The organism is Chryseobacterium sp. LAM-KRS1 (assembly GCF_013184525.1).
Classification (GTDB): Bacteria; Bacteroidota; Bacteroidia; order Flavobacteriales; family Weeksellaceae; genus Chryseobacterium; species Chryseobacterium proteolyticum.
The window spans coordinates 21,680-36,043 of the sequence record NZ_JAAOIZ010000003.1 but is presented as its reverse complement, the minus strand read 5'-3'; the positions used below and the strand labels follow the sequence as shown (position 1 = coordinate 36,043).

At 36.3% G+C, this 14,364-nt stretch carries 15 protein-coding genes; 11 read left to right on the top strand and 4 right to left on the bottom strand.

What is annotated here, in order from left to right:
* Positions 1–3 precede the first annotated feature (3 nt).
* The 3 genes from G9C87_RS07610 to G9C87_RS07600 all read left to right on the top strand — a co-directional run bounded on the left by G9C87_RS07610 (position 4) and on the right by G9C87_RS07600 (position 1,854).
* Positions 4–294, top strand: a complete 291-nt coding sequence (locus G9C87_RS07610) for a DUF2752 domain-containing protein (RefSeq protein WP_172279796.1) — start codon at positions 4–6, stop codon at positions 292–294.
* Positions 295–313: 19 nt separating this feature from the next.
* On the top strand, positions 314–634 hold the full coding sequence (locus tag G9C87_RS07605) for a CCC motif membrane protein (protein ID WP_172279794.1): 321 nt from the start codon (positions 314–316) through the stop codon (positions 632–634).
* A 194-nt stretch (positions 635–828) separates the two neighbouring features.
* Positions 829–1,854 (top strand): NAD(P)-dependent alcohol dehydrogenase, encoded by a 1,026-nt coding sequence (locus tag G9C87_RS07600; protein WP_172279792.1) that lies wholly within the window; start codon positions 829–831, stop codon positions 1,852–1,854.
* Between the two features lie 75 nt (positions 1,855–1,929).
* On the opposite strand, the gene G9C87_RS07595 is transcribed toward G9C87_RS07600, so the two are convergent.
* The 3 genes from G9C87_RS07595 to G9C87_RS07585 form a co-directional block, all read right to left on the bottom strand.
* On the bottom strand, positions 1,930–3,732 hold the full coding sequence (locus G9C87_RS07595) for an endonuclease (protein ID WP_172279790.1): 1,803 nt from the start codon (positions 3,730–3,732) through the stop codon (positions 1,930–1,932).
* Positions 3,733–3,924: 192 nt separating this feature from the next.
* Positions 3,925–4,452 (bottom strand): DUF4136 domain-containing protein, encoded by a 528-nt coding sequence (locus G9C87_RS07590; RefSeq protein WP_172279788.1) that lies wholly within the window; start codon positions 4,450–4,452, stop codon positions 3,925–3,927.
* 1 nt (position 4,453) lies between these two features.
* A complete protein-coding gene (locus tag G9C87_RS07585) occupies positions 4,454–4,636 on the bottom strand; it encodes a DUF5522 domain-containing protein (protein ID WP_089027353.1) in 183 nt (60 codons plus the stop codon).
* 38 nt (positions 4,637–4,674) lie between these two features.
* Here G9C87_RS07585 and G9C87_RS07580 point away from each other — a divergent pair, with 38 nt between their 5' ends.
* The 8 genes from G9C87_RS07580 (at position 4,675) to G9C87_RS07545 (ending at position 12,928) form a co-directional block, all read left to right on the top strand.
* Complete coding sequence (locus tag G9C87_RS07580) at positions 4,675–5,001, top strand: hypothetical protein (protein ID WP_172279786.1); 327 nt, start codon at positions 4,675–4,677, stop codon at positions 4,999–5,001.
* Positions 5,002–5,055: 54 nt separating this feature from the next.
* Positions 5,056–5,967, top strand: coding sequence for a 1-aminocyclopropane-1-carboxylate deaminase/D-cysteine desulfhydrase (locus G9C87_RS07575; RefSeq protein WP_172279784.1), 912 nt, complete (start codon positions 5,056–5,058; stop codon positions 5,965–5,967).
* A 12-nt stretch (positions 5,968–5,979) separates the two neighbouring features.
* The gene (locus G9C87_RS07570) at positions 5,980–7,032 is read left to right on the top strand and encodes a glucosaminidase domain-containing protein (protein ID WP_172279782.1); all 1,053 of its coding nucleotides are present in this window, start codon (positions 5,980–5,982) and stop codon (positions 7,030–7,032) included.
* A 47-nt stretch (positions 7,033–7,079) separates the two neighbouring features.
* Positions 7,080–8,363, top strand: coding sequence for a glutamate-1-semialdehyde 2,1-aminomutase (gene hemL / locus G9C87_RS07565; protein ID WP_172279780.1), 1,284 nt, complete (start codon positions 7,080–7,082; stop codon positions 8,361–8,363).
* Between the two features lie 191 nt (positions 8,364–8,554).
* On the top strand, positions 8,555–9,889 hold the full coding sequence (locus G9C87_RS07560) for an amidohydrolase (RefSeq protein WP_172279778.1): 1,335 nt from the start codon (positions 8,555–8,557) through the stop codon (positions 9,887–9,889).
* Between the two features lie 60 nt (positions 9,890–9,949).
* The gene (locus G9C87_RS07555) at positions 9,950–10,795 is read left to right on the top strand and encodes an AraC family transcriptional regulator (protein WP_172279776.1); all 846 of its coding nucleotides are present in this window, start codon (positions 9,950–9,952) and stop codon (positions 10,793–10,795) included.
* Positions 10,796–10,876: 81 nt separating this feature from the next.
* Positions 10,877–12,118, top strand: a complete 1,242-nt coding sequence (locus tag G9C87_RS07550) for an amidohydrolase (protein ID WP_172279774.1) — start codon at positions 10,877–10,879, stop codon at positions 12,116–12,118.
* Between the two features lie 285 nt (positions 12,119–12,403).
* Positions 12,404–12,928 (top strand): hypothetical protein, encoded by a 525-nt coding sequence (locus G9C87_RS07545; RefSeq protein ID WP_172279772.1) that lies wholly within the window; start codon positions 12,404–12,406, stop codon positions 12,926–12,928.
* A gap of 197 nt (positions 12,929–13,125) precedes the next feature.
* Here the strand turns inward: G9C87_RS07545 and G9C87_RS07540 are convergent, their stop codons facing one another.
* Positions 13,126–14,349 (bottom strand): hypothetical protein, encoded by a 1,224-nt coding sequence (locus G9C87_RS07540; protein ID WP_172279770.1) that lies wholly within the window; start codon positions 14,347–14,349, stop codon positions 13,126–13,128.
* Positions 14,350–14,364 lie beyond the last annotated feature (15 nt).

Sequence of the window (14,364 nt, the reverse complement as noted above, 5' to 3'; positions counted from 1 at the left end):
GAAATGAAGATTGAAGATTTTATGCTACCTTGTCCAAGCAAAAAATTCTTAGGAATTGAATGTTTTGGTTGTGGTACCCAAAGAGCAATTGTTTTAGTCTTTGAAGGAAAATTTTCAGAGGCTTTTCATATGTTTCCTGCGGTGTACACCTTACTTCTTTTTTTGCTTATGGTAGGAGTGAACTTTATTGATAAAAAAAGAAGCTATGGTAATATACTGGTTTTTTTAGCCATTATTAATTCAATTATCATGGTGGTTTCTTATTTTTATAAACATCCTTTAACATTACATTAAATTATTAAAATAACTAACTATGAATCAAAAATTACCAAACGCGACAACCGTACTAGTACTAGGAATCGTCGCTATCCTCGGAAGCTGTTGTTGTAACGGGATTGTAGGTGTAATCTGTGGATTAATCGGAATGAATCTGTACAATAAGGATAATACGCTGTATCTTCAGAATCCGGGAGTATATTCAGACTATGATAACCTTAAAACAGGAAGAATATTATGCATCATTGGTCTGATTATAGGAGTTCTGAGTCTTGCCTATATGATCTTTGTCCTTTCTACTGTCGGTTGGGACGGATATATGGAGCAGATTAATCAGCTTAAAAATATGGGAAAATAACTTTAATGATATGATCGAACTGAATGACCTCAATTTTGCGGTCATTTTTTGTTGGTGGGTTGTTTGTAATTTTCTTTAATGTAATACGTATATAGGAAATTTTATCGGAAAAATGATTTATTTAATGGTATTTATTCATGTAAACCAGTATGTTATTAGTAAATTGAAGTATATAAATTTCAAATATTAATTGTATGAAAGCAGTACGTTTTTTCGGACATAAAGATGTCCGTATTGTAGATGATATGGAAATCCCAAAACCATCAGGAGAAGAAGTGTTAGTAAAGATTGGAGGTGCAGGTGTTTGTCATTCGGATTTGCATATTATAGATAAAGATACAGTTTCGGGTTCTGTTTTTACTTTGGGACATGAGAATGCGGGATGGATTGAAGAAATCGGTTCAGATGTCAAAGGATATAAAAAAGGGGATGCTGTCTTAGTCTATGGACCTTGGGGATGCGGGCATTGTAAACCCTGTCAGCAATCAAAAGAGAACTATTGTGACCATCAGTCAGAAATGGCGTATGGTGGAGGATTAGGACTGAATGGCGGGATGGCAGAATATATGCTTGTTCCATCGTCCCGTTTATTGGTTCCTATTTATGATCTCGATCCCGTTATAGCTGCACCACTTACCGATGCTGCTTTAACCCCGTATTCAGCGATCAAAAGGTCACTGGATAAATTGATGGCAGATGAGTATGTGGTGGTAATCGGTGTTGGGGGATTAGGGCATGTTGCACTTCAGATTTTACGGGAGATCAGCGGAGCTGAAATTATTGCATGTGATGTCACAGAAGATAAGCTGGCCTTTGCCAGAGAGCTTGGAGCTTCTTACACCATTAATTCCAAAGATGCCGATGCTGCAGAACAGATCAAAAAGATTACCGGAATAAAAAAGGCTAAAGTAGTATTGGATTTTGTTGGAGCAACTTCGACCATTGAGTTGGGAACTAAGATTGTAAGCCTTGACGGAGACCTTACCATTGTAGGATTGGGAGGAGGACATTATCAATACAATATGTCCGGATTGCCATTTGGGGTAAGTATGACTAATCCTTACTGGGGCTCCCGGGTGGAACTGATGGAGGTTGTAGGACTTGCCAGACAAAAGAAAATCCATATTGAAATTGAAAAATATAAGCTCGATCAGGCTAATGAGGTTTATGACCGGCTAAGAGAAGGGAAAATCAAAGGCAGAGCGGTCTTGATTCCCTGATATTTAAACTACCAATAAAAAGCCTTCTCTTAATAAAGAGAAGGCTTTTTTTATTTAAAATAAAGTCCTGAAAGCTTATTTAACGATAAACTTAAGACTGGAATTATCCAGTTTTAAGATATAGATACCTTGCTCAAGATTTTTAATTTTAATTGAATTCCTGCTGTTTTTGAAGGGGCTGTTAATCGTTTGCATTACTTTTCCTTGCAAATTATAGATCTCAGCTTTTTTAATATTCTGAGTTTCTCCTTTTATGAAAATCTCCTGATTTGAAATGGGATTAGGATAAACCTGTAAATCTTTTGACTCAGGCTGAACATCAGAAGAGATACTCTTGCTTTGCTTTCCTGTCCCTGAGTAGCAAGTCCAGCTCAGGTTGTCAAGAGCTACACGATTGCTTGATGAATTATTATCCAATGTCACTACTACATTTCCGGAAACATTAATATTATTGATTGTTGTGGTTGCAGTTGTTGCACTGTAAGGAATTGTTCCCACCTGTACTCCGTTTACCAAAACATTAAACGTTCCTGCGCTTCCGCTGAATTTTAATTGAGTAGTTACCGTTAATGATCCGATACCATTAGCTGAGCTGCTCGATTTTAAAGAACCATCACGAACAGTAATCGCCTTATTGGAAATCGTCTGATCGGTTCTTGCATCTGTTGCGGTCCAGGTAATTCCACCATTGGTCCATGTTCTTGTAGAATAGCTTGATGAACTTCCCGTAGGAATGGTTTCAAAATTTTCATTGACACAATCTGTACCTGGATTCGTTGTTCCTCCGGATTCTGTAGTTGCAGAAACTGTTGAGCTGTCGGAAGATGTATTTCCAGCCGCATCCTTAGCTACTACATAAAAAGTATAAGTTGTGGATGAACTCAATCCTGAAATTGTTGCAGAAGTTGAAGCTACATTGGTTTTTAAGCTTCCGTTCATATAAACGTCGTAAGAGGAAACGCCAACATTATCCGTTGAGGCAGTCCATGAAAGAGATACACTACTTGATGTTTTACCTGAAACACTAAGGCCCGTAACTGTTGTAGGTGCCTGAGTATCGTTTGATGGTTGTTGAGATCCCCAGATCTGATCTACATAAGAAGGATTGTCAATAAAAGGATTTCTATTGCCCTGATAAGTATAAGAAGCATTATTTCTTAAGATTTCTGCCTGAGAAACAGGATCCTGATTATGCCATGCTAAAAGAACATTAAGCTCCCAGGTTTGTAACCCCGGAAAAGCTGTGTTTCCTAGCATATTACCTGAAGAGAAAGAAGAAAGCTTACTTTGATAACGCGTTACAAAATAAAAGATCATTCTAGCCACATCTCCTTTGAATTCATCAATTGGCTCGAAAACTGTTCCCAAATACCCTGAAGATACGGAGTTCCCTAATTTTGATCCATTTTTGGATGTAAATGTTGCTGTTCCTACTTTTCCGAAAGGATAATTGGATCTCATTCCGTTTACTTTACCATCGGTAGCTCTGATGAAGTTGATATCTGAAACCATCGGTGCTGCTTCATTAAACAAGCTTTGTGGTACAATATGTTCACGGTTATAGCAATTTCCTTCTACTGAATAAGTTCCGCATTGATTCGTCACCGGAGTATAGTTGTACGGATCCGCGCCATTGGGCTTCTCGGAATAAATATCCATGATAGATCCGTCGTTTTCATAAGTTTTATCAATATCGGTAGTTTTATATCCGGTCCAAAGTCCTCCATAACCTTTGTCCTGGTGACCATTGGTAATAATGGAGCTGAGTTCTGTTTTCAAAGCAGCTCCTGTTAATCCATTGGCAGAAGAGTAGTATCCTGCAGGAGCCTGGGCTTTAGCAATACCTGCTAAAGCAAGAAATAAGATAATTTTTTTCATATTTAATAAAAATTTAGGGTGTAAGATTACTACATTTTTATGAAATGAAAAATTACATTTCTGTTAATTTTGACCGTTTATATTATGTATGGTATATATTTGATAAGATAACTACCGTGATGAACTACAAATTAATAAAAAAAGCCAATGCAAAATCATGCATTGGCTCGGTATAATTGATTTAAATAATCTTTATTTTCTTTGTGGAGGATAGTTCTTCATAATTTCCGCCATAATTTCAGGGATCTGTCTTTGTTTAGCTCTTGGTGAGTCTACAGATATTCCGCTTCCTATACCTTGCCAAACCAGCTTATTACTTTTCGTATCTACCAGGTCTACAATTAATGCTCCTTCATTATAGTTACTGGTCCATGTTCTGTTCATTCCGATACCCCATCCAAAAGGTCCTCCCCATCCCCACATTCCGTATGGTGAATAACTGTTGATATCCGTTACTTTTTTATGATTAGCTTTTACATTAACAATAAGATCCGGATTTTCTCCCGATGAAAGACCTTTGCTTTGCAGCTGTTTTGATAATTCATTCAAAACCCTGTCTTTATCAATATCATTAAGTTTCAAATCATCAATTCTTATTTTGTATGTTTTATAAGAAGTGAAATTAGCAGTTTCGGCATAGTCAGAACGAACCTGAAAAGGGCTGCAGGAGGTTAAACCTAAAGTAGCCGCGGCTAACAAAATAAAAATATATTTTTTCATTTTATTTATTTTTTTTATCGTTTTTAATGAATGTATCAGTCTTTTTATCGTATCCGTAAGGACAATGTCTACAGCCACTCTTACAACAATATCCTCGCTTCAGATGAAACTTTTCTGTAAAGACTTTATATCCCTGTTCGTTATAGTAGAAGTCTTCATGTTCTTTGATGTCAAAATGAGCCATAAGTTAAATCTTGATCAAAAACTTTTATATTTGTTATTATGATAATTGTGTGCCAAAAACCATTAAAAAAATTAAAAATTAATGGTATTGCTCTTTTTCCTTTTATCTTCGTAAGAAAACCCGAAGATAAGGAAAATAATGTATTGATCAATCACGAAAAAATTCATTTAAGACAACAACTGGAACTGTTGATTATTTTCTTTTATATCTTTTATGTTATAGAATATTACTATCACTTTTTCAGGTTAAAAGATGCTTATCTGGCTTACCGGAGTATTTCATTTGAAAAAGAAGCCTATGCTATGGAAGATGATGGAGGTTATCTTAAGAGCAGAAAACTTTGGAGTTTTTGGAATTACAGATAGATAAGATTTAAAAATGGTAATTTTGCCCTTAGTTCAGTCTTACTTTAAAACAAAATGATTTTACAGATTCCTGCAGAGCCTATTCCGATTGATGAAATAAAGATGGATAAGAATATCAGTCTTTTTCTTAAGAGAGAAGATCTTGTCCACCCACTGATTTCCGGGAATAAGTATTGGAAACTTTTTCATAATGTTAATACCTATCTTCAAAAACGAATTGAAAATCCACTCATCATCACTTTTGGCGGTGCTTATTCTAATCATATTTCAGCAGTTTCAGCGATAGGGAAGTTAGCAGGAGTTCGTACAGTTGGAATTATAAGAGGAGAAGAACTCTCTAAAAAATGGCGTGATAATCCAACACTTCTCTTTGCATTCAGGAATGGAATGAATCTGAAATTTGTTTCGCGTGAGGAATATCGTAATAAAGAAAAATTATCTGAGTTTTTGCAGCATGAATTTCCGGATGCCCTAATCATTCCCGAAGGAGGTACCAATGAAGATGCCGTTCGTGGCGTGAAAATGATGCTGAATCATGAAACAAAAGATTTTGATTATCTTTGCACCGCAGTTGGAACCGGAGGAACAATTGCCGGGATCTCTAATTTTTGTGAAGATAATCAGCAGGTTATAGGATTTAAGGTGGTTGGTGATTCTTCATTGGAGGATACCATAGCCCAATTAACCTTGAAGAAAAATTATCATCTAATAGATTCTGATTTTGGAGGTTATGGGAAAATAACGGATGAGAATATCCGTTTTATAAATGATTTTAAAGAGAAATACCAGATTCCTCTGGAGCCGATTTATACAGGGAAAATGATGCAGAAGGTTTTTGAACTGATAGAAGATGGATATTTTCCTGAGAATAGTAGAATTTTATGCTTCCATACCGGCGGTTTGCAGGGAATTGAAGGCGCAAATTTGCTTTTAGAAAAACAAAATAGAAAATTAATTATAAAGTAAAAATTGAAAAACATGAAAAGACTTTTCTTACTCGTAAGCCTTTTAGTTTTATCAAAATTCTCAGCTCAGACCTGGGCTACTGAAGACCAATACATCCAGAAATTTGCACAATATGCAGTAGAAGAAATGGAAAAATATAAAATTCCTGCTTCTATTACGCTTGCTCAGGGGCTTCTGGAAACAGGGGGAGGGCAAAGCAGATTGGCTCTGGAAGGGAAAAATCATTTTGGGATAAAATGTAAAGAAGACTGGACAGGGAAAACAATGAAGCATACGGATGATGCTCCGAATGAATGTTTCCGTGTGTATGAAGATCCAAGGCAGTCTTATGAAGATCATTCCATATTCCTTTCAACAAGAAAGTACTACACCAATCTTTTCAAGCTGGATATGAAAGATTACAGAGCATGGGCGTACGGATTAAAAAAAGCAGGATATGCAACCAATCCGCGTTATGCTTCCATTCTGATCGGTAAAATTGAAAGATATAAACTGTATGAGTTTGACAATACCAATTCCAAAGAGGTTCTTTATGCCGTACTAAGCTTATATCCGAACCTTAAGGATGACAGAACTTTCATGGCACAATTAGAACCTTCTAAAGTGGCAAAAAAAGATCCTGTTACAGTGAATGTACCTTATAAGCAGACTTCTTATGCACAACAGCAGAAAAGGGTAGAAAGAATTAAAACAAAAGCTGAAATCCTTAATTCTATACTGATAAAAAGCCATCCTAATGACGGACTGAAATATATCGTTATTCCTGAGGATACAGATGTAAAATACATTGCCAACAAATTTAAAGTTAGCGAAGGCAGATTGATCAAATGGAACGAATTGGAAGGAACTGCTTTAAAGAAAAATGATATCGTATTTCTTGAATCTAAAAATTCCACAGGAAATACGGCCGTGTATAAAGCCGAGTCTGGTGAAGATATGCATGACATCGCGCAGAAATTCGGGATCAAACTACACAAGCTATACGCAAAAAACAGAATGGATGAAGGACAACAACCTTCGCCTGGACAATTGATTTATCTGATAGATAAAAAGCCGAGAAATTAAATAATAAAAAATATATATGCGCCGAGAGGCGCATTTCTTTACGTAACATGAGATATCAAAGAAGTTCAGCTTTATTCAATGAAGCATATCAATACATTCCGGGCGGAGTAAATTCTCCGGTACGGGCATTCAAATCAGTGGGAGGTGTTCCCGTTTTTATGAAGTCTGCAAAAGGTGCATATCTTACAGATGAGGATAACAACACCTATGTGGATTACATTAATTCATGGGGACCCGCTATTCTTGGACACACCCATCCTGAGGTATTGGAAGAACTTAAATTACAGGCAGAAAAAGGTTTTTCCTTTGGTGCTCCTACAGAGCTGGAAACGGAAATTGCAAAATTCATCGTAGAAAATGTTCCGAACATTGATCAGATCAGGATGGTTTCTTCTGGAACTGAAGCTTGTATGAGTGCAATCAGGCTGGCAAGAGGATACACGGGAAGAGATAAGATTGTAAAATTTGAAGGATGCTATCACGGACATTCAGATTCATTTTTGATCAAAGCCGGAAGTGGAGCTGCTACTTTTGGTAACCCAAATTCACCCGGTGTAACTCAGGGAACTGCTAAAGATACTCTTTTGGCCCGCTACAATGATTTTGAGCAGGTAGAAGATCTGTTCCGTCATAACCAGGGAGAAATAGCTGCCGTAATCATAGAACCGGTTGCCGGAAATATGGGATGTGTTTTACCTGAAAATAATTTCCTACAGAATTTAAGAAAAATCTGTGATGAAAATGGAGCTTTATTAATTTTTGATGAGGTAATGACCGGCTTCAGATTAGCTTTTGGCGGTGCTCAGGAGTTGTTCAATGTAAAAGCAGATCTGGTTACCTACGGAAAAGTAATCGGAGGAGGACTTCCTGTAGGAGCCTTTGCGGGAAGAAATGAGATCATGGATCACCTGGCTCCGAAAGGAGGAGTGTATCAGGCTGGAACACTGAGCGGAAATCCTTTAGCTATGAGAGCCGGATTAAAAACACTTCAGCTGATTAAAAATGATCCGAACTTTTTTGAAAGAATTAATAGAACTACGGAAACTTTAGATTTTGAAATTGGAAAAATTTTAAATGAAAAAGGGATTGCTCATAAAATCAACAGAAAAGGTTCTATGATGTCTGTTTTCTTTCATATCAACAGAGTGTCAAACTTTGATGAAGCGCAGGAAGCGAATCATTCCTTGTTCAATAACTTTTTCCATCAAATGCTAACCAATGGAATTTACCTTCCGCCAAGCGGTTATGAAACGTATTTTATCAGTGATGCGATCAAAGAGAAGGAAATCGATATGACGCTGGAAGCTGTAAGGAAATTTGAGTATTCTTAACTCAATAGAAACAAAAATAAAAAAGGACAGGATTTATCAATCTTGTCCTTTTTGTTTTTAAATACACCAGATACCGGTATACATAAAATTTTCCGCAAAATGAGTTTCACAATAAATTGTACAGACATTGTTATAAACTATACCTGTCCTTCATCTCTGTTATATTTATTTTTGTAATAAATAGATTGGATATGAACACCTCAGGCAATATAACCCGTAAAGACTTCATTAAAAGCTCTGCCTTGGCAATGGCAGGTTTAACAACATTAACATCCGGAACAATGAATGCTGCAAGCCTGCTTTTTGAAAATGAAACTTTAAGTAATGGAAAATTGAGCTTTAAAAATGTTCGGTTGGAAACCGGTTTTCAATATCAAGAAGGGGAGGTGATTTCTACGCAGACCCATCTGTTTTGCGTTGATATAGAAAATGGAAAAATAAAAAGCATTACTCCAAACCAGCCTAATGCTAAAGCGATTGATGCAAAGGGATTTTTAATGCTGCCTGCATTTAAAGATATGCATATTCATTTAGACAAAACATATTATGGAGATCATTGGCAGGCTGTAAGGAAAAGAACAGGCGGAGTAAAGGGAATGATTGCCCTGGAGCAGAAGATACTTCCGGAAATGTTGAAGAATTCAGCTTTTAAAGCAGAAAAAATGATTGAGCTCTTACAATCTAAAGGAACTTCTTTTGCGCGAAGCCATGTCAATATTGAGCCTACATCCAAACTGGATTCCCTGAAAAACCTTCAAAGAGCATTGGAGAATAAAAAGAAAACATTTGGAGCGGAGTTGGTTGCTTTTCCTCAGCATGGTGTTTTTTATACGGATTCGGTGCCTTATCTTAAAGAAGTAGCTGCTATGGATATTGATTTTATAGGAGGGGTAGATCCTTATACGATTGACGGAGCTATTGAAAAAACAATTGATTTTACAGTTCAGCTTGCCTTGGATCACGACAAAGGAATTGATATTCATTTGCACGAGTCCGGAGAATCCGGCTTAAAAACAGTAGAGTATCTTATTAATAAAGTGAATGAAAACCCATCTCTCAAAGGAAGAACCTATTTGAGCCACTGCTTTGTCTTGGGGAAGCTTGAAAAACCAAAACAGGAAGCAATTGCAGAAAAGCTGGCTGCCGCTAAAATAGGAATTGTTTCTACCATTCCTTTCGGAGGCCTTGTTATGCCGATTCCATTATTGTATCAATATGGTGTAACAGTTCTGACGGGTAATGACAGTATTGTTGATCACTGGAATACTTTCGGCTCAGGAAGCGTATTGCAGAAAGCAAATCTGATGGCGCAATTGTATGGATATTCAACAGAATTTTTACTATCAAGGAGTTTAAAACTGGCAACAGGAAATGTACTTCCGCTGGATGATAACGGAAATCAGCAGTGGCCTAAAAAAGGGGATGATGCCAATATGGTGTTTGTAAATGCGAGCTGTTCTGCTGAGGCGGTTTCAAGAATTTCCCATATCGAATCTCTCGTTCATCAGGGTACGATTGTTTTTTGATAGAGGTTGTGATCTATTCTGGCAGAATTTACTTATTTTAGAGAGTAAATTAAAAGCGGAATGAGCCATCAGTCAGATTATTTTCCCGTCTTAGGTATTCATGAATTCAGCGAGGACCAGTCAAAAGGTTGTCATCTTTTGTTTAATGAGCTGCATGGTGAAAGATCAATCGATGAGCCTCATAAGCATGATTTTTTCATTATTAACCTTTTTGAAATAGGTAAAGGTTTTCATACGATTGATTTTGTGGGGTACAAAGTTGAAAATAGTCAGATTCACCTGGTTTTTCCCGGACAGGTCCATCAATGGGTAATAGAGAAAGAGACAATAGGATATCAGCTGATGATCAGCCGTGAATGGTTTGAAAGTTTTCTTCCGGTATTACGGTTTTCAGCATCGTATTATCAGAATCATCCCGTGATTGATGTCTCTGAAGAAATCTTTCAGCAGCTTTTGTACGAATTTAAGGCCATTAAAGATTCTTTAAATAATAAGCCTGTATTTTGGGAACTGATTCAAAAAAGAGGAGAAGTGATTGGTTTGCTGATCAGTAAATCGGTAGAAGGAGCTTTTAATGATTTTGAAATTTTTAATTCCAACCCCGTAATTTCTAAATTTTTGTCATTTATTGACCAATATTTTAAAGAGGAACGTTCAGTTTCTTTTTATGCGGAAAAATTAAATATCTCTGCCAACTATTTAAATATAATATGCAGAAAGAACCTGAACAGATCGGCTTCCTCGTTAATCCAGGATCGCATTTTGCTTGAGGCCAAGCGTCTGCTGAAAGTGTCTGCAATGTCTGTAAAAGATATTGTATATGATCTTGGGTTTTATGATCACGCCAGTTTTTCAAAATTTTTCAAGGCTCAAACCGGAATGACACCTTCACAATTTAAAGAGTAATAATCCGTACAAAGCATCATATAATTGGTACACCTGTTTTGGAGATGGTGGGCTTAACTTTGTTATCATAAAATGAGAACTATGCAGCCAGACTATAAGGTTATTGCCTCCGGAAATTATCTGTTGAAAAACGTCCGCCTGGAAACCGGATTCGATTACGATGAGAAAGACGTTATCAGAACAAAAACGGATTTGTTTTGTGTTGAAATTGAAAAAGGAACAATAAAAAATATCCTATCTGGTAATGCACATTCCGATGGGATTGATGTAAATGGCAAACTGATGCTCCCTGCATTTAGTGACATGCATATCCATCTGGACAAAACTTTATATGGGCTTCCATGGCAGGCAATATCGCCGAAAAGAAAAACAGTGAAAAACATGATTGCTTATGAACAGGAAATCATTCCTGAGCTTTTAAAGACATCGGTTGAAAGAGGAGGAGAGCTGATCTCTTTATTGCAGTCTTACGGAACCACTTTTGCGAGGACTCATTTTAATGTCGATCCTACTTCAGGATTACAATCCCTGGAAAACTTAGAAAAAGCGTTAGAATATAAAAAAGATTTTTTCAGCGCTGAACTGGTGGCTTTCCCTCAACATGGATTGTATTATACCGATTCGGCTCACCTGATGAAAGAAGCGGCTGCCTTAAAAAGTGTAAGCTTTATAGGTGGTTTAGACCCCTATTCAATTGATGGGAATATTGAAAAGGTAATTGATTTCACTGTTCAGTTGGCGCTGGATTATGGGAAAGGAATTGATATTCATTTGCATGAAATAGGTGAATCGGGGATGAAAACCATCAATTATCTGATCGATAAGGTTATTGAAAATCCGGTTCTCAAGGAAAAAACTTTCATCAGCCATGCTTTTGCCCTGGGGCATTTATCTTTAAAGGAAACAAATGAAATCGCTGAAAGACTTGCGAATGCTAAGGTGGGAATAGCCTCTTCTATTCCTTTCAGAGGAACAATTATGCCTGTTCCAGCGCTCAAAAAATATGGAGTGAATATTCTGGTAGGAAATGATAATGTCCAGGATCACTGGAGCACTTTCGGATCCGGAAATATGCTTCAGAAAGCTAATTTGATTGCTGAGTTATATGGATATGAAACAGAATCCGAACTTTCAAGGACTTTAGGATTTGCAACACAAAATATTTTACCTCTGGATGAAAAAGGAGACATGCTGTGGCCAAAAGCAGGAGACCAGGCAAATGCTGTCTTTTTAAATGCGAGCTGTTCTGCAGAAGCTGTAGCAAGAGTCCCTAAAATAGAGGGATTACTGATCCAGGATCATTTACTCTGGAAAGAGTTTTAATATAATTTTTTAATACTTGTTTTTGTAACCGGGCACCATTGTAATTTACTTTGGTGTTTTTATTTTATGTTGAAAAAAATACAGTTAAGGTAATTTTAATATTAATTTTACATAAGAATATATGTTTATTATTTAATAATGAAATAAATTCGCATTGTCATTACCGTGTACTTTTGCAGTACACAATACACACCTTACACACAAATATTTTTACGGAAAACTATTTTTTTACTTTCCCAACATTATTACTAATAGGGGGAAAGCCCTTATAAATTACTGTATATTATGAATGAATTAGAAGTAGATTACAAACAAATTCTTTTCTTCTATGCTTTTCTGCGACAAGTGGATTTATCACTTGATAGAAGCAGGTGGACTTCCCTTAAAGAACTCCACGATTACTATCAGGAAAGAATATCCCCTGAACAAATGATTAGCTATCTGAAGATTAAGTTGAATGTTCCCGATGGGGATTTTAACGACTTTCCTGCCCAGGAAGAGACCAGGAACAGTAAAGGTAAATTTAAGCTTTTCAACAAAAAAACGACTCTTTCAAAAGAAGAATTGATTCATTTTCATCAGCTGCTAAAATTATTTGATCAATGTCTTAAGTCGGGTGAAGAAAAATACAGCATAGAGACTGAAAGTTTAAGGGTAGACATTGCAAAATTTTACTCCTTACTTCTGGAACCTAAAATTACTAAAAGTGATTTGAAGAAGGTGATTGCCATAGAGCATTATGGACAAAACAGACTGCTCAAGACAAAGGAAATGAAAGAAGTAATTCCAAAAGATTTTTTTACGATCTGATCAACAACGAAACTAATTAACTATGACCAAACTTTACTAATTTAAACATGTTAGGATATATCTTGTGATTTCCTAGAAAACGGTATTATATAAAAGGGCATTGAAGATTTTCAATGTCTTTTTTGTGTAATAAATTAAAAAAGCCATCAGAGAGTTTTCTGATGGCTTTTAATGTGATATGAGAAACTATTACTTGCTTATTGTAATCCAGCTAAAAGGTTAACACCATCTACCGTAGCCCAAGCTCCTGGTACCAATGTAACTTTTGTAACTGTTGTTGCGTTTGTGAAAGTTTTTCCACCGTTTGGATTATATGCATATCCCCAAACTCCTGCATTGTCAGAGTTTAAATAGGTAAGAGGTTCTACTTTTACTTTATTATTGTTTACCTGACTATTTTCCGTAGCAGCATCCTGAATAAGAACAGCATACGCTTTTTGGTTACCAATATTTTTATATCCACTGATATAAACATTTGAGAAAATTCCTGTTCCATGTTTTTTAAATTGGATTGCAGAAATTTCCGGAGAATTAGCTGCTTCAGGATTAGTATTTGCATCTCTAATTAATGTAATATTTGAAATTTTTGGAGCAACATTATCTATGTTACTGGAAGCTTCTATTTCCATTCCAAAGTTTCCTGTTCCTGTCTGAAAAGCATACCAATTGGTATTGTTTTGACCACTCCATGCATCTTGCCAGTCAAATGAATCATCGAAGTTGCCATAAGAAACAATATTTTTAGCACTTACAGTCCCTCCGAAGAATTCATACCCGTCATCTGTTCCTTTGTAAGTTACAAGATTTTCTAAGGTAGTACCTGCTCCTACAGCGTAGAAAGTCATTGAATTGGTTTCTGAAGTACCATCACCGATTTTCTTTCCAGCGTACTCAACACGAACAAATTTCATAGTTCCGGAATTTGAATTCGCATCACTTCCTCCATAATAAACATTATTTCCGTCTTCAGAAAGTGCCTGAGTATTTCCGTTTACTGCTTTAATAGGTGCATTTCCATATAATGTAATTCCACCCCAATCACCCGGAGTCTTTGTTGAAGTAGTGAATACAATTGGTTCAGAAGCTGTTCCAACTGCATTTATTTTACCATCCTGAAGAACAACTAAACCACTTGTTTTTGTAGTTACAACATTGAATGTAGCTCCTGCTTCAATTGTGATGGTAGCATTGTTAGTTATTTTTACAATTCCATCTAATGTATAATTTCCTTTTTTTATTAAAAGGTCTTTTGTAATAGTTCCTGATAAAGTTCCGCTTCCGCTTAGAACACTTTCAGTAGTTCCTGGAGTTGTAACCGTATTTCCTTCTCCCAAGCCATCATTTACATCAATAGTACATGAATTTAAGGCTAATGTTAACACCACTGTTAACGATAATAATGATAAAACTCTTCTTTTCATTTTTATACTTATTTT